Source organism: Pseudomonas tohonis, from assembly GCF_012767755.2.
In the GTDB taxonomy this organism is placed as follows: Bacteria; Pseudomonadota; Gammaproteobacteria; order Pseudomonadales; family Pseudomonadaceae; genus Metapseudomonas; species Metapseudomonas tohonis.
Window position 1 is genome coordinate 4,371,576 of sequence record NZ_AP023189.1, and the last position, 23,109, is coordinate 4,394,684.

Genomic DNA, 23,109 nt, shown 5'->3' on the forward strand with positions numbered 1-23,109 from the left:
TGTTCGTACCAGGGTTATCGGCAGGCGTAGCGAAGGTTTAGCCTTTCGCCACGCCGTTCGTCGGCGACTTCCGGTCAGTCCGGCAGCCAGGCGGAGCGCCAGCGCGCGAGGTTGTCCCCCTCCAGCATCCAGTTGCCCAGCACCTGCTCCCGCAGGGCGTCGCCGGCGGCGGCCGTGGCGTCCAGGTCGGCCAGGTGCATGCGGATGGCGTCCACCCAGTCGCGGAAGCGGTTCTTCACCCGAGTGGCGGTGAGATCGCCGCGGTAGCAGAGCACGTCGCTGCAGATCACCGGGAAGCCGCAGGCCCCGTACTCCAGCAGGCGCAGGTTGCTCTTGCACTCGTTGAACAGGTTCTGCTCCAGCGGGGCCAGGGCCAAGTCGAGGTCCAGGCTGGCCAGCTTGGCCGGGTACTGGTCGATGGGCAGGCCGATGTGGAACTCATGGACGAACGGCCGCAGCTTCTCCGGGCACATGCCGAAGAACACCCACTCCACCTCCCCCGCCAGCTCGCGCACCACGTCGGCGATCAGCTCCAGGTCGCCCTGGTGGCTGCTGCCGCCGGCCCAGCCGACGCGGGGCTTGCGGCCGCGACGGCGCTGGCTGTGCAGGTTGCCCCACCAGTGGGTGGGCAGGGTGTTGGGCACCACGCGGATGTCCGTGTGCAGGTCGGCGAAGGCTTCCGCCAGGGGCTGCGTCGAGACCACGAAGCGGTCGGTCAGGGAAACCGCCTGGCGCAGGGATTTGAGCACGTCCCGGGGCATGGTCTCGCGGTGCATGCTCTTGAGCGGCAGGTTGGGCAGGTAGTCGTCCAGCTCGTAGACCTTGAAGGCGCCGGAAAGCGCCTTCACCTCGCGCATGCCCGCGATCTGCGGCTCCATGATCTGCCGCTGGAACACCACGCTGCGGGCACCGAAGCGCTCCAGCTCAACCGGCGCCAGGTGCACGGCGCTGATCAGGCCGTCGATCAGGCCCTCCTCGCGCAGCGCGGCGAACGGCTGGCGCACGCGGTAGTGGCCGCAGCCGGTGGCGTCCGCCGGGTAGCAGAGCACCTGGGGCAGCAACGGATGATGCACCCGCCGCGTGCCGTACTCGAAGCCGAAGCCATTGCCGGCCAGGGACAGGTTGGCGTTGTAGGCCGGATCACGGGCCAGGGTCGGCAGCCAGCGCTGCAACATCTCCTCGCGCGCCGCCTTGAGCGCGGCCTGGCGCTGCAGGGCGCCGTCGATGGCCAGCACGGGCAGCTCGATGCCGTCGCGCAGCACCGTGCAATGGGGCGTCCAGACGTTCAGCAGGCCCGCGCTGCGGATGCGCAGGCACAGGTCGATGTCGCCATAGAAGGCGCTCAGCTGCGCCTCGTCCATGCCGCCGACCTCGATGAAGGCGCTGCGTCGCACCATCAGGCAGGCCGAGCCGACCGCGCTGTAGTTCTGCGTCACCTGCAAGCGGTTCATGTAACCGGGGGCGTCGCCCTCTTCGCCGACGAAGGCGCGCCCGGCGACATCGTGCAACCCCAGCACCACGCCGGCCTGCTCGATGCACCCCATCGAATCGAGCACCTTGGCGCCCACCACCCCCACTTCCGGGCGCTGGGCGTGGTTGAGCAACTGCTCCAGCCAATCCTCCTGCACCACCTGCACATCGTGGCTCAGCAGCAGCAGGTAGTCGGACTCCACCGCCATCGCCACGGCGTTGACCGTCGCCGAGAAGTTGAACGCCCCGGCGAAGCGCCAGACCTTCACCTGCTCGCTCTGCAGCGCCTCGACACCGTCGAGCCACTGGCGGGTCGCCGGCTCCCGGCTCTCGCAGTCGACCAGGAGCAACTCGTAGCGGGCATAGCGGGTCTTCTCCAGCACGCTCTCCACGCAGCGCTGGAGCAGCGGCAGGTGGTCACGCACCGCGACCACGATGGACACCCGCGGCTGGTCCGCGTGGCCGTAGTCGATGTGATAGCGCCCCGGCATGAACGCCTGCACCGTGGCCGGGTAGCCACGGGCCTCCAGGTGGCGCTCCAGCGCGACCTGCTCGGCGGGGTTGAAGGCCAGGCTGGGAACATCCGCCACCAGCAGCACCTCGGGCAGGTGCAGCAGGCCGCTGCCGCCGGAGCCCTGGACCAGGCGCAGGACGAGGTCCAGCCGACAGGCATCGCCGAACACCGGATCGAAGCCGCCCAGCTCGACGAAGCTGCGCTGGCGCAGCGCCCAGTGACGGCTGTGCATGGCCGGGAAGCTCAGCAGCAGATCGAGGTTGAAGTCCGGCTTGAACAGCGCCCCCAGGGCGCCGGAGGGCGAACGCTGCAGCTCGTCGGCATAGAAGGCGTGGATGATCTCGCCGGTCTCCGCCTCGTGGGCCAGGGCCTCGGCGAGTTCCAGGCAGAACAGCAAGGGCCCGGCCTGGGTGAACTCGGTGCCCGCGTCCACCAGCAGCACCCAGTCGAAGGCGGAGGCGGCGACGAACCCATTGATCGCCTCAAAGGGGGCGTCGGGCGAGACCTGGACGAAACCGGCGCGCGTGCCCACGGCCGCTGCGCTGGCGCCGAAGACAGTGACCTCCACCGGCGCCGGCAGCGCGCGCTCCAGGCTCGCCAGGGTGCGCTCCAGCGCCCGCGCATCGTTGCGCTCGAGCACCAGCACCCCGAGCACGGGGCCTTCGCCCTTGCACAGCGCCAGGCGCTCGTCGATCAGCGCGCGCTCGGCCGCTACCGGCAGGCGCGAATCGAGCCAGGCGAGCAGCTTGGGCACCAGGCCCACGGCCATCTCGCCCATCAGCTCGGCGACACGGGCCGAAGCCAGGCCGTCGACACCGAGGTTGAAATAAGGGCGCGCCCGTGCCGCCAGCGCCTGCTGCCGCTCGCGGAACGCCGTATCCACCAGCAATTGGCGGATGGCCTCGGCGAGCTCACCGGGCTCGACGTCCAGCACGCCCGCCTGGGCGTCGTAGCACGGCCCGAACAGGGTGTTGGCCGGGTGCTGCAGGTTGATCGCCGGGGTGCCGCAGAGCATCGCCTCGACGCAGTAGTTGGAGTCCACCGCCACCAGCACGTCGGCGCTGGCGGCCCAGAGCGGGCCATCCTCGACCAGGTAGAAATAGCGCTCGGGGTCCGCGCCGCGCTCGGCCAGCAGCTCCTTGAAACGGCGTTCGCCGAAGTGATAGTTCGGCGGCCGGTCCTTGATGATCGGGTTGAAGTGCAGGCCGGCACGGAACAGGGTTTCGCAGGCGTCGATGAAAGCGCCCACCGTCTGCCCGAAGATGCCTTCGTCGCCATGGGCGGTCAGGCTGCTGGTCCAGGTGGTGCCGAACACCACGACGGGCTCGCCCTCGCGCAAGGCGTGCCGGCGCCGCAGCTCGCCCTCGTGGACCAGCCGTTCGCCGGCCAGCTTGAGGAACTTGTCCCAGGCCGGGTTGCCGGTGACGCGCAGGCGCTCGGCCGGCACGCCGTAGTCCAGGTACCCCTCCAGCCCGCGCTGCCCATAGACGGCATGGATGTCCGCCACCAGTTGCGCGTGCACGGTGTGCGGGTCGTTCAGGGCCAGGGCGTGTGACAGGTGCAACGAAGGGATGCCCTGGGTCCGCGCCCAGTGCATCGCCACCTTGGACACCGGCAGCACGTCCTCGCTGCCGATCATCAGGCACAACTGGTAGTGCCGCTGGGCCAGTTCCAGGCCATGCAGCACGGTCATCAGCAGCGGCAGCTCGGCATCCAGGCGCGCGCCGATCACACGCGCCAGCGCCCCGCCCTCCTCGGCCGCCAGCAGCGCCGGCAGCGCCTGCTCCAGGTGCTGGCCGTACAGCTCGCGCAGCGGTTCCCACTCGGCACGTATGCCCTGGGCGCCCATGTCGCCGAGCTCCTGGTCCATGGCATAGAGCTTGCCGCCGGCCTCCTCGACGATATCGATCAGCGCCTGGGAGATGTACGGGGTCAGGGTGACCACGGTGAGCGGGCCGTGGCGCTTGAAGAATTCCTTCAGCACGCCCACCTGGGGCTCCCAGAGGAAACTGACGATGGCGGGGGTTTTCACGAGCTGACTCCGCTGTGGGTCTTGAAGTAATCGCGCAGCAGCGCGGTCGCCAGGTGGTACTCGAGGCCGGAGACCAGGTCCACGCCTTGCCGCTGCCGCAGCATCGGCTCCACCACCCAGCCCCGGGCGATGGCCATGTTGCGGCTGTCGATGGCCTGGGCCCGCTGCCAGCGACGCAGCTGCTCGGCGACCTCGGGCGCCAGCCAGGGCTCCAGGGCGAAGTCGGGACGATGGAAGGCCAGGGCCTGTTGCAGGAGGAACAGCACGTGCCGGGTCCGCAAGCTGCCGAGCGGCCCGGCCGTCTGCGCGGCAAAGGCTTCGGGGCCCTGCTCCAGCAGGGCCTCGATACCGGCCAGCGACGGCGCCGCGAGCACCGCCTCGCGGGCGGCCAGGCGTTCGGCCCAGGCGGCGTTGCCGGCCGGGTCGCGACGCTTCTCCAGGGCCACCAGGTAGCGCCCGCTGGCCGAGGTACCGAGCCTGGCGAGCACCTTCTGCTCCAGCTGCAGCGCCAGGCCGAAGAGCGCCTCGTCGCTGTCGAGCCAGGACAGCAGCCGCAGCCATTTGAAGCGCCGCTCCAGGCGCAGGTAGAGCAAGGCGTTGTCCCACAGCCCCGCGTAGGGCTCCAGCGCCACCAGGCTCAGGCCCCGGGCATCGGCCGCCGCCAGCAACGCGGCAGGCGAGCAGAGCGCCACGGCCGGGTCGTCACGGCCACGCTCGGGCCAGGCCGCCGGCGACTCGCCGAAGGCCGCCTGCCAATGGGCGGGCGAGCGCAGGTCGAGGACCACCCGCCCCTCCGGCCGCAGGCCTTCGGTGCAGCGATCCAGCAGTTGCGCCAGGTCGCCCGGTGCCGGCAGCGCGGCGAAGGCGCGAACGCCGTCCCAGGCCTCGCGGGCCCCGGCGGTCGGTTCGACGGCCACGCGCCCGGCCAGGTGGCGGGCGGCGAAGTCGTCCTCCACGGCACGGCGCAGGCGGGCGATGCCGGGGTTGTCGAAGAGCTGCGGCCCTTCGGACAGCGCCAGGTGGTTGGCGCTCCAGTCTTTCTCGTCAAGCGGCTGCGGATTCATGTGCGGTTCCAGGGGCCAGGCCCCATCAGTGTCTGTTCAGGTGGCGGCCGAGCACGAAGGCCTCGGCGGCCTCCATGCCCACGCAGGCGCCGCGCCAGCGGGCCAGGTGCTCGACGGCCTTGAGCGAGCGCGGATGCGGCCATTCGCGCATCTCCATCGCGTAGGCATCGAGGGCGCGCAGCTTGGTGTCGAGGGTCGAGCCGATGTCGTTGAACCAGCCCGGCCAGAAGGCCGGCGCGCTGTGGGGCACCTGCCATTCGGTGGACGAGGGGATTTCGAAGAACAGCAGCGTGTGCACCGGGTGGCCCGGCTGCGGGCGGCAGGCGGTGACCACCGCCTCGTGCAGGCGCCGGTGGTCGATGTTCACGTCGCCGCTCCAGTGGGCATAGACGATGCCCGGGCGGTGGCGGGCGACCAGCGCCTCGACGGGCTTGACCAGGTCCAGCAGGTCGAGGCTGTCCAGGCGGTTGTCCGGCAGGTCGAAGCACTCCAGGCCCTGCACGCCGAGGATGCGGTTGGCCTCGGCGCAGGCATCGCGCAGCGCCTGCTGCTCGGCCTCCTCCGGGGTGCCACGGCTGAACAGGCCCTGGGCCATGATCGCCACCTGCACCTCGTCGCCGTCGGCGACATGACGGGCGATGCTGCCGCCGCAACCCAGCACCTCGTCGTCGGGGTGGGCGGCGATGACCAGTACTCGTTCCTTGCTCATCGGGGGTCTCCGGGGGTGGCGGGTACGCCGAAGCGGCGTTCCAGCTGGGCGGCGGTATCCAGCAGGACATCAGTGGTGAAGAAGGCATCCGAGGCGTTGCGGCCGCAGAGCACCAGCGCCGGGGCATGCTCCAGAACGCGCTCGCGCAGCTCGCGGTTGGCGGCGTCCTGGGCCAGGGTGACCTCCGGGAAGCCGTTGGCGATGGACTGCTCCAGCACCAGCCGGGCCTCGCAACCGGGCGCCAGCACCGCGGCATCGCGCAGCTCGCGCAGCACCGCCGCGGCCTGCTGGGCAGTGGTCTCGCCCGGCGCATCGAGGGCCTCCACCGTCAGGCGCCAGGGCGCCTCGTTCCGTTCCAGGACGTTGTCGTAGAGGGTGATGCGGAAGGCGCGCGCCGCCGGGTCGTTCAGGTACAGGTAATGGCAGTCGCAGGCCGCCGGCCGGTCCAGCAGGAAATGGAACAGGCGCAGGGGCAGGAAGCGCGGCGGCGCGGAGGCGACCGGCAGCCCCAGCGCCCTGGCCAGCAGCGCCAGCGGCGCGGTCCAGACCAGTTGCTCGAAGCCCAACCGCTCGCCGTCGGCCAGGTTCAGCACCTGCGCCTCGTGATCGACGCCCTGGACCTGGGCACCGGTGAGGATGCGCCCGCCGCCGGCCCGCAGGCGCTCGCAGAGGGCGTCGACCCAACTGCCGACACCGCCGTTGCGGGGGTAGCGATGGCGTACCGCGCTGCGCCCTTCCAGGTAGTCGCGGAACGCCACCTTGGCGTCGTAGACCGCCGAACGCTTGAGCTCCCGGCATACCTCGGCGCTGCCGGCGATGACACGGCCATAGCCGAGGAAGCGGTGGCTGCTCGCGCTGAGCTGGTCGAAGGGCGCCACGTAGAAACGCCTGAGCAGCGGGAAGAACACCTCGCGCGCCAGCGGCTCGCCGAAGTGCGCGAGCAGCGCCGCCTCCAGGCTCGGGGCGTCGCGGTCGGTGGTCAGGCTGTTCAGCAGCCCGGTGAAGCAGGCCTGGTAGAGGCCGGGCGCCAGAGCGCTGATGTCGATGAACTGGCTGCGGTCGTTGAGCACGCCGGCGAAGACGTTGCCCACCCGCAACACGGGCACGTCCTGCCAGTCGAGGCCGGCCTCGTCGAACAGCAGGCGGTCGACCCGCGCATCGCCGGTCATCGCCGGGACGTGGGTGCCCTGGTCGAACGCATTGCCGTCCTCGTCGCGGTAGGAACGCAGCAGCCCGCCGCACGCGTCGGCGCGCTCGATCAGCACCACGGGCAGGCCGCAGGCCTGTACCCAGTTCGCCGCCAACAGCCCGGCGATACCACCGCCCACCACCACGACCGGGCGCACGGCGTTCATGCCCGCACCGCCGGCTTGCGCGCCACCAGCAGCCAGGAGGCGAAGCGATGACCATCCGCCGGCTCGTAGCGCACCGACTGCTTTTCCTCCAGGTACAGCAGCTCGAAGTCGGCGAACAGCGCGCGCAGGTGCGCCTCGTCGGAGAAATGCACGCGGCCGGTGCCGGCGAAGGAGCCATCGGTGAAGCCGCTGCGGGTGTGCGGGTCGGCATCGGGCTGGCCACGGCGGGCGTCCGAATGGTTCACCGAGTACCAGTCGACGCCGATGAAGAACCCTCCGGGCACCAGGGCTTCGTGCACCTGGCGCAGGCAGCGGCGGATGGCCTCCTCGCCGTTGCAGGTGAGGGAGGCGCGGTCCAGCACCAGGTCGAAGCCCGGGGCGAAGGGCCAGGGCTGGGTGAAGTCGCCGGTGGCGATGGTCGCGGCCAGCTCGGGCAGGCGCTCACGCAACTGGGCGGCGATGGTCGGGCTGCCTTCCACGGCGTGGTAGTCCACGCCCAGGGACTGGAAGAACGGGATGTTGGCGCCCGCGCCACAGCCCAGCTCCAGCACGCGCCTGCCGGGGCCGAGCTCGCGGCAGTGACGCTTGGTCAGGCTGACCACATCGGACCAGGGCCAGATGGAAAGGTGGGTGCTGGCGGCGTAGCGCTGTTCCCACTCGATGGAAAAACTCATGTCAGCTCCCTGAATTCGCTGCGGCTGTCGCCGCTGTTCATCCACCAGTCCAGCACGCCGAGGCCGGGCACGAACGCGCCCCACAGCTGAGGATAGGTGGGCGGGGTGAAGGCCTGGTAACGCACCTCGATGCCCCGCGCGGCGAAGGCGGCCTCGTCGAGGTAGTCACGCCCCAGGGCGCCGGACAGGTAGCTGTCCGCCCCCAGGGCCAGGCAGATATCGAGCACCAGCTGCGACTTGCGGCTGTCGACGTCCAGCTCGCTGGCACGCACCAGGGGCGTCTCGATGCCGAGTTCGTCCAGCCAGAAGCCCAGCTGGCGCCAGCAGAGCTCGGCCAGGTTGTCCTGGCGCTCGGCGTACAGCTGCTCCAGCTGTGCGTAGCGTTCGGCGAAGCGCGGTGCCCGGCGATAGTTCATGGCCACGGCCTTGAGGTGGTCGCGGCGCCAGTCGCGGCTCTCGTCGATGCGGGTCTCGCGCAGGGTGCTGGCCAGGTGGCCCCGGCCGAGCACCGGCACCGTCAACCACTGGGCGCCCTGGGGCGTCTTGATGCGATTGCGGTTGATGAAGCTGTTCTTCTCGAACTGCACGGTGTCGAGGAAGACGAAGCGGTCGACCCGGGCGATGCGGTCGAAGTAGCCCAGCCACGGCAGGTAGGCGGGCTGGTGGATGGCGACCTGGCGCGCGTCACTCATCGAAGAGCTCCGCCAGAAGCGGCCCGCGCAGGCCTCGCCAGTCCTCGGCGAAGAGCGCCAGGACCTCGACGTCGAAGACCCCATCCGGGCGGTGGATGTGCCGACGCAGGCGCCCTTCCGGCACGAAGCCCAGGCGCTGGTGGACCCGCAGGCTGGCCACATTGAAGTCGAGCACTTCCGAGCAGATCTTCTCCAGCTGCAGCCCCTCGAACACCTGCTCGGCGAGCAGCGCCAGCATGCGCAGGCCGGTGCCCCTGGGCTGGGGCGAGTCACCGAGGTTGAAGCCCCAGGTGCAGCGCCGGTGCCGCTCGCTGATGTCCGCGAGGCTGGCGTAGCCCACAGGCGTGCCGTCACGCTCCAGCAGCAGGTGGCGCGAGGCCGGGTTGGCCAGCTCGCGCTGCAACCACCTCTGGTGCTCGGGCAGGGCGATCTCGGCGGTGTTGTACATGCACTGGCGCACCGGCTCGGCGTTGCGCCAGCGCAGCAGCAACGCGGCATCGTCCAGGGTCACCGGACGCAGCTGGAAGATCGGTGCCGGCACCGCGCTCATGGCGCGTCCACCGGGGCGAAATCCCCCAGGCGGAGCAGCTCGCCGCTGCCGATGGCCCGTGTCGCGACGCTGCCCAGCGCCTGCTCGTAAAGGGCGGGCGGCAAGCCGTTGCCGGGGCGGCGCAGCCCCAGGTTGTGCTCGTCCAGGCGTTCACCCACGGCGATATCGCGCAGCGCCATGAGGCTGCGCCGGGCGAGTACGCGCATGTCCCCTTCGGCGCGCGTCGGGCGCAGGTAGGGCGAACCGAGGATGGCGTCGGCCCGGTGGATATGGGCGATCCATTCGGCCAGGCCCTGGGGGTTCTCGGAGAACCAGTGATCCGGCCCCGGCAGGTCGTGGTCGAGGGTGAAGTGCTTCTCGAACAGCCGCGCCCCGCGCGCCACCGCCAGGGAGGCCGCCAGGGGCCCCTGGGTGTGGTCGGAGAACCCGGTCAGCAGCCCGGGAAAGGCCTGCTGCAGGGTGCCCAGCTTGGCCAGGTTGACGTCCGCGTCGGGGGTCGGGTACTGCGAAGTGCACAGCAGCAGCGCGACCTGGGCCCCCTCGAACCAGCCCACCGTCTCCAGCGCCTGGTGCACGTCGGCCAGGTCGCTCATGCCGCAGGAAAGGATCAGCGGCAGCCCGGCGCCGGCGTAGTGGCGCAGCAGCGGCAGGTTGCTGAAATCGTCCGAGCCGACCTTGATCGCCGGCACGCCGATGCGTTGCAGCAACGCGAGATCGCTGCGGTTCTGCGGCGAAGAGAAGAAGGTGATGCCGACCTTGGCGCAATGGGCCTTGACCGCCCGCCACTGCGCCTCGTCGAACTCGTAGCGCTTGAACATCGCCAGCATGGACTCGGTGACGCTGCGCCCCTGGGACTGGTAGGTGAACATCTGCTGCGGGTCGCCGCAGAACTCCTCGGCCTTGAAGGTCTGGAACTTCACCGCATCGGCGCCCGACTCGCGGGCGACGTCGATCATCTTCAGGGCCAGGTCGAGATCACCGTTGTGGTTGATGCCCACCTCGGCGATGCAATAGGGCTTCTCGTCGGGCCCGATGGGGCGTCCGGCTATTTCGAAGCGGCGTGTCGACATGCTGATGGTTCCTCTGCGGCCGGCTCAGGAGCCGACCGACGCATCCAGGAGTGCGCGGCAGACCCGGACGGCGCCGAAGCCGTCGACCAGGTCCCAGGCGCGTTGGGAAAGCCCGCGCAGCCGCTCGGCATCGAGGCCGTCCAGCGCGCGCCGGTAGTGCGTGGGGGTGACCCGGGCGTGCTCGCCCAGGTCGATGGCCAGGCCGAGTTCGTGCAACCCCCTGGCCAGCTCGCGCTGGTTCTCGGCCAGCACCACCACCAGCGCCGGCAGGCCGAGGGCGCAACGCTCCCAGGACGACGAGCCGGCGGCGCCGATGGCCAGGTCGGCCTCGGCCATCAGCCGGGCCATGTAGTCGATCTGGCAATGCAGGCGCCAGCCGTGGGCGGCGCAGAGGGCGTCCAGCGCCTGCCGGTCCGCGTGCCCCTGGCCGATGACCACGTCCACCTGCAGTGACGGCCGCCAGCCGGCCAGCGCCTGCAGGGCATTCAGCGTCTCGCCCTGGTCGTCGCCGCCGGTGAAGAACACCAGCACGCGTTCCAGCTCACCCGTACGCGGGGCGGCCTGCTCGCGGGCCAGCAGGAACTCGTCGCGCAACAGCGCGTAGGTGGGGCCGAACAGGCGGGTCGCCGCGTCCGCCAGGCGGCCGGCATAGCGCGCGTTCGGCGCGGCGTGCAGGCCCTGGTCCAGCAGCAGGTCGCAGTCCAGCGGGCGGTTGGCCAGGTCGTCCAGCACCATGACCCGCCGCGCATGGCGACGAGCCAGGCCGTGCCACTCGGCGTCCAGGGCGTAGTGGTCGACGATGCACCAGTCGAAATGGCGTTCGCCCAGCAGCGCATGCAACGCCTCGGCGTCGGCGCGGTTGTCGATCCGCGCCTCGGCGGTGCCGGCCGCCCGCTCGCCGGCATAGCGTGCCGGCAGCTCGAGCAGTTCGTATTCGGCCGGCACCAGCGACAGGGGCGCACCCTCCAGGCCGCGACAGGCGAAGCTCAGGTGGGCGCCCTGCTCGTGCAGTTCGCGGGCCAGCGTCAGGCAGCGCATCAGGTGGCCGCTGCCGATGAGGGGCGACGCATCCACGCGAAACAGCACGCGCATCTCAGATGTCCCCCTCCAGCAGCAGGGTCGCGTACATCAGTTCGGCGCGGTGCCAGTCCTCGGGGCTGTCGATGTCCTGCACCAGGTAGCGCGGCAGGATCAGCGGCAGCGAATGCGCGGCGTGGATCGCCTTGCCCTCGTTCCAGGCGGCGCTGCGCCCCCAGTAGAACTGGCCGGCGTCGTGGTAGGCGCGCTCCAGGTCCTGGGAGCGGGTCTCGTAGAACTCGGGGTAGAGCGACTCGACGCCGCCGTCGGCATTCACCCGCAGGGCGCGCTGCACCGGCGAGGCGAAGTCGGTGACGGTGAAGGCGAAATCCTTGTCCGGGCGCGCGGCCAGAAGTTCGAAGCCTTCGACGAGCTTCTCCGGCAGCACCAGGGGCGCGGTGGCGTAGAGGCAGCAGGTGTAGTCGGGCTGGTAGCCGGCGGCGGCCAGCTCGCGCAGGGCGTGCTGGATCACCTCGACGGTGCCGGCATGATCGTCGGCCAGCGACGCCGGACGCACGAAGGGCACCTCGGCGCCATGGGCCAGGGCGATGTCGGCGATCTCGGCATCGTCGGTGCTGACCACCACCCGCTCGAACAGCCCGCAGGCCAGGGCGGCGCGGATCGAGTAGGTGATCATCGGCTGCCCCTGGAAGAGCTTCACGTTCTTGCGCGGAATCCGCTTGCTGCCTCCGCGGGCAGGAATGATGGCGACCTTGCTCATGGGCGTTTTTCCAGAAGGAACCAGTTGATGTCGTCGGTCGGGAAATTGACGTCGCGCCGATAGACGAAGCCGTAGTCGACCAGCTGCAGGTCGGGATACAGGTCGAGCATCTCGCCGGCGAAGTCCCGCTTGAACAGCTTGCCCGCATGGCCCCGGTAGCTGATCTCCACCGGCGAGGGGCTGTAGTACTCGGCGATCAGCACGTGACGGCGGCTGGCCTGATGGAGTTTGGCATAGGCCTGGGGCAGCAGCTCCGGCGGCAGATGGATGAGTACGCCCCGGGTGAAGGCCAGGTCCACGGGCTGTTGCACCGGGTAGTCGAACAGCGAGCCCTGCCAGATGTCGGCGATGCCCAGGGCCTGGGCGATGTCGCGGGCCTTGGCGTTGAGCTCGACGCCCAGCAGCGTCGCCTCGGGGAACAGGCGGTTCAGCGCGCGCAGGTTGAGCCCGCGGTTGGTGCCCAGCTCCAGCACGCTGTCGATGCGCCCGGCGCGGCGCAGGGCCTGGGCGAAGAAGGCGGTGACGTTGGCGACGTGCACCTCGCCGTCGTTGCGGTCGACGTACTGGTCGCCGAACTCGCCTTGCCAGAATCGTTCTTGCTCGGTCAGCTCACGCACGGGTTTCTCCAGTCACTGCAGGACGCTGGCGAGGGTGCTCGCCACCTGGTCCTGCTGTTCGTCGGTCAGGTCGGGGAACAGCGGCAGGCTCAGGGCCTCGGCGTAGTAGCGCTCGGCCTCGGGGAAGTCGCCCAGGGCGAAGCCCAGCTGCTGGTAATAGGGCTGCAGGTGCACGGGGATGTAGTGCAGGTTGACGCCGATGCCGGCACCGCGCAGGGCTTCGAAGATCGCCCGGTGGCCGTGCTGCAGGCGCTCCAGGCGCAGGCGCACCGGGTACAGGTGCCAGGCCGGCTCGGCGCCCGCCTGCACCTGCGGCAGCTCCAGCGGCAGGTCGGCGAGCCGCTCGCCATAGCGGGCCACCAGTTGCCGGCGACGGGCGACGAAGGCGTCCAGGCGTTGCAGCTGGGACAGGCCGAGGGCGGCCTGCAGGTCGGTCATGCGGTAGTTGAAGCCCAGTTCCAGCTGCTGGTAGTACCAGGGGCCTTCGCTCGGGCCCGTCATCGCCGCCGGGTCTCGGGTGATGCCATGGCTGCGCAGCCGGCGCAGGCGCTCGGCCAGCCGGGCGTCGTTGGTGGTGAGCAGGCCGCCCTCCCCCGTGGTGATGATCTTCACCGGGTGGAAGCTGAACACGGTGATGTCGGCATGCTCGCAGCAGCCCACCGGGCGACCGCCGTAGCGGGCGCCGATGGCATGGGAGGCGTCCTCGATCACGCGGAAGCCGTAGCGTCGCGCCAGTTCGGCGATACGTGCCATGTCGCAGCTCTGCCCGGCGAAGGCGACGGGAACCACCACCTTGGGCAGGGTGCCGTCGCGTTCGGCGCGCCGCAGGCGGGCGTCGAGCTGGGCGACGTCGAGGTTGAGGGTCGCCGGGTCGATGTCGACGAAATCCACCTGGGCGCCGCAGTACAGGCCGCAATTGGCGCTGGCGACGAAGGTGTTGGGGCTGGTCCAGAGGCGGTCGCCCGGCCCCAGGTCGAGGGCCAGGCAGGCGATGTGCAGGGCTGCGGTGGCGTTGCTCACGGCGATGCCGTGGGCGGCCTGGCAACGCTGGGCGACGGCCTGCTCGAAGCATTCGATGGCCGGGCCCTGGGTCAGCCAGTCGGAACGCAGGGTGTCGACCACCGCATCGATGTCGGCCTGGCTGATGTTCTGGCGACCGTAGGGAATCATGGTCAGGCCCAGGCGTCGGCCAGCTGTCGCAGCTCGGGCACGCTCAGGTAGTGGGGGTTGCTGTCGGAGACGTACTCGAAGCCCTCCTCCACCGCCACGCCCACGCCACCCAGGCCGTCGCGGGCGTAGTCGTACTGGGTGTTGAAGGTGATCGACGGGGCGATGACGAAGTGCCGGGCGAATTCGAAGGTGTGGGTGCTGTCGTCGCGGGAGATCATCATCTCGTGCAGCTTCTCGCCCGGGCGGATACCCACCTGCTTGTGCGGCATGCCGGGCGCCAGCGCCTCGGCCAGGTCGGTGATGCGCGCGGAGGGGATCTTCGGCACGAACAGCTCGCCGCCGTGCATGCGCTCGAAGCTGCGCATGACGAAGTCGACACCCTCGTCGAGGGTGATCCAGAAGCGAGTCATGCGCGGGTCGGTGATCGGCAGCTCGCGGGCGCCTTCTGCGATCAGCTTGCGGAAGAACGGCAGGACCGAGCCCCGGGAGCCGACCACGTTGCCGTAGCGCACCACGGCGAAACGGGTCTGGTGGTCGCCGGTGATGTTGTTGGCGGCGACGAACAGCTTGTCGCTGAGCAGCTTGGTGGCACCGTAGAGGTTGACCGGGCTGGAGGCCTTGTCGGTGGACAGCGCCACGACCTTCTGCACGCCATTGGCCAACGCCGCATTGATGATGTTCTCGGCGCCGCTGACGTTGGTGCGGATGCATTCGGTGGGGTTGTATTCGGCGGCCGGCACCTGCTTCAGCGCGGCGGCGTGGACCACCAGGTCGATGCCGCGCATGGCCTGCTGCAGGCGGTCGGCGTCGCGCACGTCACCCAGGAAATAGCGCATGCAGGGGGCGTTGAATTCCTGCTGCATCTCGTACTGCTTGAGTTCGTCGCGGGAAAACACCACCACCCGCTTGGGCTGGTAGCGCGCCAGCAGGGTACGGATGAACGCGCGACCGAACGAGCCGGTGCCGCCGGAAACGAATACGGACTTGCCATCGAACATGCTGCTCTCCCCTGCCCATGTCAGCCGGCCCTGCGCCGGATGAACGCGCTGCCTTAGTCACTGACAGTTTTATGGCGCTCGCTTTTGATGTCGAGACCCAAAGCAAGCATGGTGCCAACCCGTTGAAATGCAAGGCGGCCCGGCAAGGAGGCGGGTGGACCGGCGCCGCGCGCGACGAGCGCGGCCGGCGGCTCAGTTGAGGAAGTTGAACAGGCTCAGGCCACTGATCTTCACGTAGCTCTGTTGCGCGGCCTGGAGGATGGTGGACTGCATGGTCAGGCGCGACAGGGCCTCGGCGTAGTCGAGGTCCTCCAGCGACGACTGCACGGACTTGTTCACCAGGCTGACGTCGTCGACGAAGCCTTCGGTGGAATCCAGGGTGTTCAGGCGTGCGCCCACCGAGCCCTGCACGGCCAGCACCTTGGTGTTGACGGCGTCGAGGTTGGAGGTGGCGATCGCCACGGCGTCGCGGATCTGCCGGTTTCCCGCCGGGGTGTCGGAGGACGATTGCAGCGCCTTGCGCAGGTCGGAGACCACGTTGAGCAGGCTGCGCTTCTCGGCATCGGGCTTGCGGTTGACGGCGAAGTCGTCGCCGGCCGCCGGCGTGCCGTCGATCTGCACCTTGACGCCGCCGTAGGTGATGAAATCGGAGGTCTGCGAGTTGGTGTCCAGGGCGCCGGTGGCCAGCTGCCCGGCCGGCGGGGTCGCCGGGTTGTAGGTGGTCCAGTCATAGCCGACCGGCAGGGTGGCCGGGTCGTAGACCACATAGCGCTGGGCATCGAGGAAGTGGATGCCGATGGCGTCGGTGGCCGCCGGCGGGTTGCTGGAGGGGAAGACGGTGTCGTAGTCCGTCTTGTCGACGACCAGGCCCTGGGAAATGGTCGCGGTGCTGCCGGTCCCCGTGGCGCTCTTGGACGTGGTCACGCGGTTGGCGTTGAAGACGTTCTCGAACAGGTCCTTGCCGTTGTCGCCCAGGGCCAGGAAGTTGCTGCTGGCCACCTGGACCTCGCGCCGGCCTTCGTCGCCCTGGTAGCTGTAGGTGCCATCGGCATTACGCACGAAGGGCTGGGTGTCGGCCTGGGACCCGGAAAACAGGTACTTGCCACTGGCGTCCTTGCTGTTGAGCAGGCTCATCAGCTCGTCTTCGCGCTGCTGCAGCTCAGTGGCCAGGGAGGCCTTGTCGGTGGAGTCCAGGGCACCGTCGCCCGCCTCGACGGCGATCTCGCGGATGCGCTGCATCACGTTGCCGACGGAGGTGAGGATGCTCTCTTCGGAGTTCAGGCTGTTCTTCGCGGCGGTGATGTTGGACTTGTACTGGCCGTTGAGCGCCTCTTCCTGGCTCAACTGCAGCAGGCGCACGGAGGCCACGGGATCGTCGGCGGGCGTGAGGATGCGCTTGCCGGTGCTGATCTGCTCCTGGGTCCGGGTCACGTTCGCGTAGTTCTTCTGCAGGCCCGCGACCTGGTTGTTGAAAGCCTGGATAGTCGAGATTCTCATTTCACATCAGCCTCAATTGAAGGCGCCTATGAGTGTATCGAACAGCGCGCGCGCAACTTGAATGACCTGGGCGTTGGCGTTGTAGTACTGCTGGAACTGGATCAGGTTCGCCGCCTCCTCGTCCAGGTTCACGCCCGAGAGCGAGTCGCGGTTCTCCTGCGCCTGGCTCAGCACCGCCTCGCTGGCATCGGAGTTGACCCGCACCTGCGCGGTCAGCGAACCGACCCGCTCCACCAGTCCGCTATAGGCATCGGTATAGGTGGCGCCGGTGCTGCCGTTGCCAACCACCGGCTTGGTCTGCAGGCCGACCAGGGCCAGGGCGTTGCGGTTGTCGCCGGTGCCCTTGTTGTTGAAGGCCAGGCTGAAGCTGTCGCCGCTCTGCGGGGTGCCGCCCATGGTGAATTCGTAGGTGTAGCTGTTGTTGGTCGACGGGTCGGTGTAGTTCAGCCGCAGGGTGTTGGTCTGCCCCGGGGTCAGCGCCGTGGTGGACGGCGACACGTAGCTCAGGGTGGCGCCGGCCGGCAGGGCGCCGTTGAGGGTGTTGGTGGTCGCGTCGAAGGTCAGCGCGATGCCGCTGGCGCCGAACAGGTCCTGCAAGTCGGTGACGTCGATCGGCGAGGGCCCGCTGGTCAGGGCCGGCTGGCTGATGGTGCCGGTGCCCCGGTTGTTGGTGGTCGCCTCGGCCCGCGCCGAGCCGGAGAAGGCCAGCTGGTCGGAGGTCTTGAGCACGCTCTCGAAATCCGTGGCGCCGCGCCGGGTCGGCTGCAGGGTGAACCGATCATTGGCCGCCGGCAGCGAGTCCAGCTGCACCTGGAAGCCCTGGTCGTTGCCCGCCGCGTCGGCGAAGCTCAGCGTGTAGGGGCCGGTGCCGGTGACGGTGACCGTCATCGCCGCGTTGTCCGACAGGCGCGTGGCGGTGTAGTTGGTGCCGTCGAAATCCAGGCGGTAGTCGCTGGTGCCGAGCCTGCTGGTGTTGGTGATGTTCAGCGTGGCGTTGGCGGTGCCGGTGTTGTTGACGTTCGGCAGCACCCGCAACGACGCCGACTGCGGGTCGTTGATGTTGCCGAACAGCGGGCTGCCGGCGCGACCGGCGGAGTCCAGGCCCTGCCCCAGCTGCTTGTTGATGGTGTCGGAGATGGTGATCGCCAGTTGGCCCAGGGCGTTGTACGACTGGTCCAGCGCGGTGTCGCGGTAGGCCAGCAGGCCACCCATCTCGCCACCGGAGATCTGCGTGGTGATGGTCTGCGAGACGCCGCCGGTGACCAGGTCGATCTGGTAGCGCGACGGGTCGTCGACGCCGGGCTTGGCCCGCAGGGTGGAGGCGGTGTTGCCCACCACCAGCGGCTGCCCGGTGCCGACGAAGAGGCTGACGCTGCCGTCGCTCTGCTCCAGGGTCTTGACCCCGATCATCTCGGAAATCTGGCGGATGGCCTCGTCACGGGCGTCCAGCAGGTCGTTGGGCTCGGCGCCGCTGGCGCGGGCCTTGGCGATGGCGTCGTTGTAGTTGGCGACGTTGGCGGCCAGGGAGTTGACCTGGGTGGTCAGCGCGCCGAGCTGGTCGTTGATCTGGCTGTTCTGCTTGTCGAGCTGGTCGTAGAGGGTATTGAAGGTGTCCGCCAGGCCCTTGGCCTGGGACAGCACCGCCTCGCGCGCGGCCACCGAGGACGGGTCCTGGGAGGCGGTCTGGAGCGAGGTGAAGAAGCTCTTGAGCGCCGGGCTGATGCCGGTGGTGGTGTTGGACAGCAGGCCGTCGAGCTGTTCGATCTGGCTCTTGAAGGTCTGCAGCTCGCTGTTCTGGCTGGTGGCGGTGCGCAGCTGCGAGGTGAGGAATTCGCTGGCCAGGCGACGCACGTCGACCACCTGGCTGCCGGAGCCGATGTAGCCGCCGCCGGTGAACTGCGGGATGTTCGATTGCTGCACGGCCTGCTGGCGCGAATAGCCCGGCGTGTTCACGTTGCTGATGTTGTGTCCGGTCACCGTCAGGGAGGTCTGCGAGGTGCGCAGCCCGGACAGCCCGATGGATAACAGGTCAGCCATGTCTCATCCTCATGAGCGGGGCACCGTCGACTCGCCGGCCGCTACAGCCTGGTAGGTCTGCATCTGCCGGGCGATCTGGGCGACCTTGCGCGCGTATTGCGGGTCGGTCGCGTAGCCGGCCTGCTGCAGTTCGCGGACGAAACGCTCAGGCTTGTCGGTTACTTCCAGTGCCTCTTGATATCGATCGTTCCCCTGCAGAAAGTTCACATAATCGTGGAAGCTCTGCTGATAGGAATCGTATGCGCGGAACGATGCCGCTTCCTTGACGGCCTGGCCGTCCTTGAATTCGGTGGTCAGGGCGCGGGCCGACTGCCCGTCCCAGCCGTGGGACTTGATGCCGAACAGGTTGTGGCTGCTGCTGCCGTCCTGCTGGCGGATGATCGATTTGCCCCAGCCGGTCTCCAGTGCCGCCTGGGCCACCAGGTAGCGCGGGTCGACGCCGATGCTCTTCGCCGCTTCCTGGGCCATGGGCAGCATGGTGTCGATGAACTCCTGCGGCGAGCTGAACGCGGACTTGCCCGGCGCCAGCGGCGGCTGGGCGATGCGCCGGCCGATCACGGCGTCGTTGCCGGCGATGCGGTTGGCGCTGGTCTCGGGAGCGCCATAGGACTTGGCCGGCAGCCAGTCGGAGCCGGCCAGGGCCTGGCTCTGCGCCGGCGCCTGGGCAGCGCCCTCGGCGGCATTGGCGGAGGGCACGATGCCGGCCAGCAGGCGGTCGGTGAGCTTGCTCGGCAGGCTGATGCGACGCATGGCCAGCAGCTTGGAGTCGTCGCGGCCTTCGGCCGGCGCCTCGATCCTGCTGCCCTTCTGCGGCCAGCTGATGCCATTGGTCTCGGCCACCTGGGCGAAGGGATTCGGGCCGGTGGACTTGGCGACGCCCTTGTTCTTGGTCAGCTGGCGGGTCAGCACGTCGGACAGGCCGATGCCCTGCCCCTTGGAGATGGTCACGGCCAGCTGCTGGTCGTACATGTCCTGGTAGGTCTTGCTCTCGTTGCTGTTGAGGAAGTTGCCCTCGGCGAACACATTGTTGGCCGAGCGCATGGCCTTCATCATCTCGTTGAGGAACAGCGATTCGAATTCCTGGGCGACCTTCTTGATATTCGCGTCGCTGTCCCGATCCTTGCCCACCTTGAACTGGGCCATGCGGTTGAGGTCGGTGTACGCGCCGGTATCGACGGGGCTGCCTGCGCCTATTCCTGCCGAGAGTCTGGAGTCCATGGCCGCCTCCTCAGATCACGATCAGGTCGGCCTGGAGGGCGCCGGCTTGCTTGAGCGCCTCGAGGATGGCCATCAGGTCGGAAGGAGCGGCGCCCACCTGGTTCACCGCGCGGACGATCTCGTCCAGGGTGGTGCCGGGGCCGAACTTGAACATCGGCTTGGCTTCCTGGTCGGCGTTGACCTTGGAGCGCGGCACCACGGCGGTCTGCCCGCCGGACAGGGCGCCGGGCTGGCTGACGATGGGGTCTTCGGTGATGGTCACGGTGAGGCTGCCATGGGTGACGGCGGCCGGCTGCACCTTGACGTTCTGGCCGATGACGATGGTGCCGGTGCGCGAGTTGATGATGACCTTGGCCACCGCCTGGCCGGCTTCCACTTCGAGGTTCTCCAGCACCGACATGTAGTCGACGCGCTGGCTCGGGTCCATCGGCGCGGTGACGCGCACCGAGCCGCCATCCAGCGCCTGGGCGACGCCCGGGCCGAGCAGCTCGTTGAGCTTGTCGACGATGTTCTTGGCGGTGGTGAAGTCCGGGCGATTGAGGTTCAGGGTCAGGGTGTTGCCCTGGTCGAACCCGCTCGGCACCGGGCGTTCGACGGTAGCGCCCGCGGGGATGCGGCCGGACGACGGAACGTTGACGGTGATCTTCGAGCCGTCGCTGCCTTCGGCGTCGAAGCCGCCGACCACCAGGTTGCCCTGGGCGATGGCGTAGACGTTGCCGTCGATGCCCTTCAGCGGCGCCATCAGCAGGCTGCCGCCGCGCAGGCTCTTGGCGTTGCCGATGGACGAGATGGTGACGTCGATGGCCTGGCCGGGCTTGGCGAAGGGCGGCAGGTCGGCGTGGATGGACACGGCCGCGACGTTCTTCAGCTGCACGTTGCCGGAGCCGGCCGGCACCTTGATGCCGAACTGCGCCAGCATGTTGTTGAAGGTCTGCAGGGTGAAGGGCGTCTGGGTGGTCTGGTCGCCGGTGCCGTTGAGGCCCACGACCAGGCCGTAGCCGATCAGCTGGTTGTTACGCACGCCCTGGATACTCGCCAGGTCCTTCAGCCGTTCGGCGTGGACGGTCGTGGCGGCGAGCAACAGGCAGAGGGCAGCGGTCAGTCGTTTCATCTTCGCGATCACCTGCTCAGAACGGCCACAGCGGGCTCATGAAGAAGCGGTCGAACCATCCTGGCTGGCTGGCATCGGCGAAGGCGCCGGTGCCGGAATAGGTGATGCGCGCATCGGCGATGCGGTTGGAGGAGACGCTGTTGTCGGTGCCGATGTCGTCGGCGCGGACCAGGCCGGCGATGCGCACCAGTTCGTCGCCGGTGTTCAGGGTCATCCACTTCTCGCCGCGCACGGCGAGGATGCCGTTGGGCAGCACTTCGGAGACGGTGACGGTGATCGAGCCGCTGAGGCTGTTGCTCTGTCCCGCCTGGGAGTTGCCGCTGGTGTCGCGGGTGCCGCTGTAGCCGACGTCCATGGACAGGTTCTCCGCCTTGAGCGGATTGAGGCCGGTGCTGGGGTTGTCGACCCGCACGCCGCCGCCGAACAGCGAGGTCAGCCCGAGGTTGGCGGTGCTGTCCTTCTTGATCTGCGAGGTGGCGTTCTTGCTGGCCTGGGTACGCTCGTTGAGGGTGATGGTGATGATGTCACCCACACGATACGCCTTGCGGTCGTCGTAGAGATTGGTTTCGAAGCCGGCCTGATAAATGGAGCCGTTGTTCTGCGCGGCGGGCATGGGCGTGCGCGGCAGGACAGGGGCGTAATAGGGATCGTTCGGCTTGGCGGCCGGCGCGACGCACCCGGTGAGCAGGTGGGCGGCGAGCAGCGAGACAGGAAGGATCAGCCGGTTCATGACAACTTACCTCGAGGGTATTACAGGTTCTGCGAGAGGAATCCGAGCATCGAGTCGGCCGTGGAGATGACCTTGGAGTTCATCTCGTAGGCGCGCTGGGTGGTGATCATGTTCACCAGTTCCTCGACCACGCTGACGTTGGAGTTCTCCAGGGTGTTCTGCAGCACGTTGCCCAGGCCGGTCAGGCCGGGGGTGCCGACCTGCGGCGCACCGCTGGAGGCGGTCTCCAGGAACAGGTTGTTGCCGATGGCCTGCAGGCCGCCGTAGTTGACGAAGTCGGCGGTCTGGATGTTGCCGATCACCTGCGGCGTCGGGTTGCCGAAGGTGGTGACGGACGCGGTGCCGTCCTCGCCCACGGTGAAGGTCTGCACCTCGGCCGGCAGCACGATCGCCGGCTCCAGGGGATAGCCCTGGGAGGTGACGACCTGGCCGTCGGAGTTCAGGTGGAAGCTGCCATCGCGGGTGTAGGCGACGGTGCCGTCCGGCATCAGGATCTGGAAGAAGCCACGGCCGTTCACCGCCAGGTCGAGCGGCTGCTCGGTGGTCTGCAGGCTGCCCTGGGTGAAGATCTTCTGGGTGCCGGCGATGCGCACACCGGTACCCAGTTGCAGGCCGCTGGGCAGTTCGCTGTCCTGGGTGCTCTGCGCGCCGGGCTGGCGGCGGATCTGGTACAGCAGGTCCTCGAACTCGGCGCGATCACGTTTGAAACCCGTGGTCGATACGTTCGCCAAGTTGTTGGAAATGGTGGTCAGGTTCATGTCCTGAGCCGCGAGGCCCGTCTTGCTGACCCAGAGTGCCGGAAGCATCTTCGTTCTCCTCGGGCGCCGGTTTCATGGCGCCGCGTACTGGTAATTAGCTGAGTTGCATGACCCGTGCCATCGCCGAAGCATCGTCTTCGGCGGTGCGCATCATCTTCACGTGCAGTTCGAACTGGCGGGACAGCGAGAGGATCGCGGTCATCTCTTCCACCGCGTTGACGTTGCTGCCCTCGAGGAAGCCCGAGGTCACCTGGACGGCGCCATCCACCGGCGCGGGCTGGCCGCTCTTGAGGCGCATCAGGCCGTCGGTGCCTTTTTCAAGCTGCTTGAGATCGGGGTTGACCAGCTTGATGCGGTCGACCTGGGCCATCACGTTCGGGGCCTCGCCCAGGGAACGGATGCTGATGGTGCCGTCGGCGCCGATCTCCACCTTCTGTTCCGGCGGGATGGCGATGGGACCGGAATTGCCGATCACCGGCAAACCGTCGCCGGTACGCAGCTGGCCGAGGGCGTCGACCTGCAGGCTGGCGGTGCGCACATAGGCTTCGCTGCCGTTGCCCGACTGCACGGCGATCCAGCCCTGGCCACCGATGGCGATGTCCAGGTCACGACCGGTTTCCTGCATGGAGCCCGGGGTGAAGTCGGTGCCGGGGCGCTCGCTCATGGCGTAGACGCGCGCCGGAAAGGTGTCGCCGAACACGGGCATGGAACGGGCCTGCTCATAGTCGCGGCGAAAGCCCGTAGTGGAAATGTTCGCCAGGTTGTTGGCGTGGGCACGCTGGGCCAGGGTGTTCTGGCTGGCGCCTGACATGGAGACGTACAGCATCTTGTCCATGGGGTTCTCCGAGTGGGCTTTTGACGCCCGCTGACTCTTTGCAGGCTATTCAGCAATTGCTGTGCCAGAAACGGAAAAACCAGTACAAGCCACTGATACATAAGAAAAAATGCAAAAGAAAAAGGCCCAAGCAAGGGGCCTTCGAATGCCGTGGCGGCGAGGGGCTGCCGCCAGCGGCAAGGTCCTTGCCGCCCGATGACCCGGGCGGCA

General features: G+C 68.7%; 20 protein-coding genes. All 20 read right to left on the reverse strand.

Annotated elements, in window-relative coordinates:
• Positions 1–74 precede the first annotated feature (74 nt).
• Positions 75–4,016: a glycosyltransferase gene (locus HSX14_RS19775; protein ID WP_173177764.1), complete on the reverse strand. Its 3,942-nt coding sequence runs from the start codon at positions 4,014–4,016 to the stop codon at positions 75–77.
• A complete protein-coding gene (locus HSX14_RS19780) occupies positions 4,013–5,080 on the reverse strand; it encodes a hypothetical protein (protein WP_173177762.1) in 1,068 nt (355 codons plus the stop codon). The genes HSX14_RS19775 and HSX14_RS19780 overlap by 4 nt, the downstream gene beginning before the upstream one ends.
• A gap of 25 nt (positions 5,081–5,105) precedes the next feature.
• Complete coding sequence (locus HSX14_RS19785) at positions 5,106–5,789, reverse strand: PIG-L deacetylase family protein (protein WP_173177760.1); 684 nt, start codon at positions 5,787–5,789, stop codon at positions 5,106–5,108.
• Positions 5,786–7,144 (reverse strand): FAD-dependent oxidoreductase, encoded by a 1,359-nt coding sequence (locus HSX14_RS19790; RefSeq protein ID WP_173177758.1) that lies wholly within the window; start codon positions 7,142–7,144, stop codon positions 5,786–5,788. The genes HSX14_RS19785 and HSX14_RS19790 overlap by 4 nt, the downstream gene beginning before the upstream one ends.
• On the reverse strand, positions 7,141–7,818 hold the full coding sequence (locus tag HSX14_RS19795) for a class I SAM-dependent methyltransferase (protein ID WP_173177756.1): 678 nt from the start codon (positions 7,816–7,818) through the stop codon (positions 7,141–7,143). Before HSX14_RS19795 ends, HSX14_RS19790 begins: the two co-directional genes overlap by 4 nt.
• Positions 7,815–8,510 (reverse strand): WbqC family protein, encoded by a 696-nt coding sequence (locus HSX14_RS19800; RefSeq protein ID WP_173177754.1) that lies wholly within the window; start codon positions 8,508–8,510, stop codon positions 7,815–7,817. Before HSX14_RS19800 ends, HSX14_RS19795 begins: the two co-directional genes overlap by 4 nt.
• Positions 8,503–9,060: a UDP-4-amino-4,6-dideoxy-N-acetyl-beta-L-altrosamine N-acetyltransferase gene (gene pseH / locus HSX14_RS19805; RefSeq protein ID WP_173177752.1), complete on the reverse strand. Its 558-nt coding sequence runs from the start codon at positions 9,058–9,060 to the stop codon at positions 8,503–8,505. Before pseH ends, HSX14_RS19800 begins: the two co-directional genes overlap by 8 nt.
• Complete coding sequence (locus HSX14_RS19810) at positions 9,057–10,130, reverse strand: N-acetylneuraminate synthase family protein (protein WP_173177750.1); 1,074 nt, start codon at positions 10,128–10,130, stop codon at positions 9,057–9,059. The genes pseH and HSX14_RS19810 overlap by 4 nt, the downstream gene beginning before the upstream one ends.
• 24 nt (positions 10,131–10,154) lie before the next feature.
• Positions 10,155–11,222 carry a UDP-2,4-diacetamido-2,4,6-trideoxy-beta-L-altropyranose hydrolase gene (gene pseG, locus HSX14_RS19815; protein ID WP_173177748.1) on the reverse strand — a complete coding sequence of 356 codons (1,068 nt, stop codon included), beginning with the start codon at positions 11,220–11,222 and terminating at the stop codon, positions 10,155–10,157.
• A gap of 1 nt (position 11,223) precedes the next feature.
• Positions 11,224–11,928 carry a pseudaminic acid cytidylyltransferase gene (pseF, locus tag HSX14_RS19820; RefSeq protein WP_173177746.1) on the reverse strand — a complete coding sequence of 235 codons (705 nt, stop codon included), beginning with the start codon at positions 11,926–11,928 and terminating at the stop codon, positions 11,224–11,226.
• Positions 11,925–12,545, reverse strand: a complete 621-nt coding sequence (locus tag HSX14_RS19825) for a pseudaminic acid biosynthesis-associated methylase (RefSeq protein WP_173177744.1) — start codon at positions 12,543–12,545, stop codon at positions 11,925–11,927. Before HSX14_RS19825 ends, pseF begins: the two co-directional genes overlap by 4 nt.
• Before the next feature lie 12 nt (positions 12,546–12,557).
• Positions 12,558–13,715, reverse strand: a complete 1,158-nt coding sequence (gene pseC / locus HSX14_RS19830; RefSeq protein WP_173177742.1) for a UDP-4-amino-4,6-dideoxy-N-acetyl-beta-L-altrosamine transaminase — start codon at positions 13,713–13,715, stop codon at positions 12,558–12,560.
• Between the two features lie 2 nt (positions 13,716–13,717).
• Complete coding sequence (pseB, locus tag HSX14_RS19835) at positions 13,718–14,713, reverse strand: UDP-N-acetylglucosamine 4,6-dehydratase (inverting) (protein WP_173177734.1); 996 nt, start codon at positions 14,711–14,713, stop codon at positions 13,718–13,720.
• Positions 14,714–14,905: 192 nt separating this feature from the next.
• Positions 14,906–16,210 carry a flagellar hook-associated protein FlgL gene (gene flgL / locus HSX14_RS19840; RefSeq protein WP_173177724.1) on the reverse strand — a complete coding sequence of 435 codons (1,305 nt, stop codon included), beginning with the start codon at positions 16,208–16,210 and terminating at the stop codon, positions 14,906–14,908.
• 12 nt (positions 16,211–16,222) lie between these two features.
• Entirely contained in the window at positions 16,223–18,247 is a 2,025-nt protein-coding gene (flgK, locus tag HSX14_RS19845; protein ID WP_173177722.1) for a flagellar hook-associated protein FlgK, read from the reverse strand.
• Between the two features lie 9 nt (positions 18,248–18,256).
• Positions 18,257–19,465: a flagellar assembly peptidoglycan hydrolase FlgJ gene (gene flgJ / locus HSX14_RS19850; RefSeq protein WP_173177720.1), complete on the reverse strand. Its 1,209-nt coding sequence runs from the start codon at positions 19,463–19,465 to the stop codon at positions 18,257–18,259.
• Between the two features lie 10 nt (positions 19,466–19,475).
• Positions 19,476–20,585: a flagellar basal body P-ring protein FlgI gene (locus tag HSX14_RS19855; protein WP_371921686.1), complete on the reverse strand. Its 1,110-nt coding sequence runs from the start codon at positions 20,583–20,585 to the stop codon at positions 19,476–19,478.
• 7 nt (positions 20,586–20,592) lie between these two features.
• Positions 20,593–21,306, reverse strand: coding sequence for a flagellar basal body L-ring protein FlgH (gene flgH, locus HSX14_RS19860; protein ID WP_021220622.1), 714 nt, complete (start codon positions 21,304–21,306; stop codon positions 20,593–20,595).
• Positions 21,307–21,326: 20 nt separating this feature from the next.
• Positions 21,327–22,112, reverse strand: a complete 786-nt coding sequence (gene flgG / locus HSX14_RS19865; protein ID WP_111260919.1) for a flagellar basal-body rod protein FlgG — start codon at positions 22,110–22,112, stop codon at positions 21,327–21,329.
• Between the two features lie 46 nt (positions 22,113–22,158).
• A complete protein-coding gene (locus HSX14_RS19870; protein WP_173177718.1) occupies positions 22,159–22,899 on the reverse strand; it encodes a flagellar basal body rod protein FlgF in 741 nt (246 codons plus the stop codon).
• Positions 22,900–23,109 lie beyond the last annotated feature (210 nt).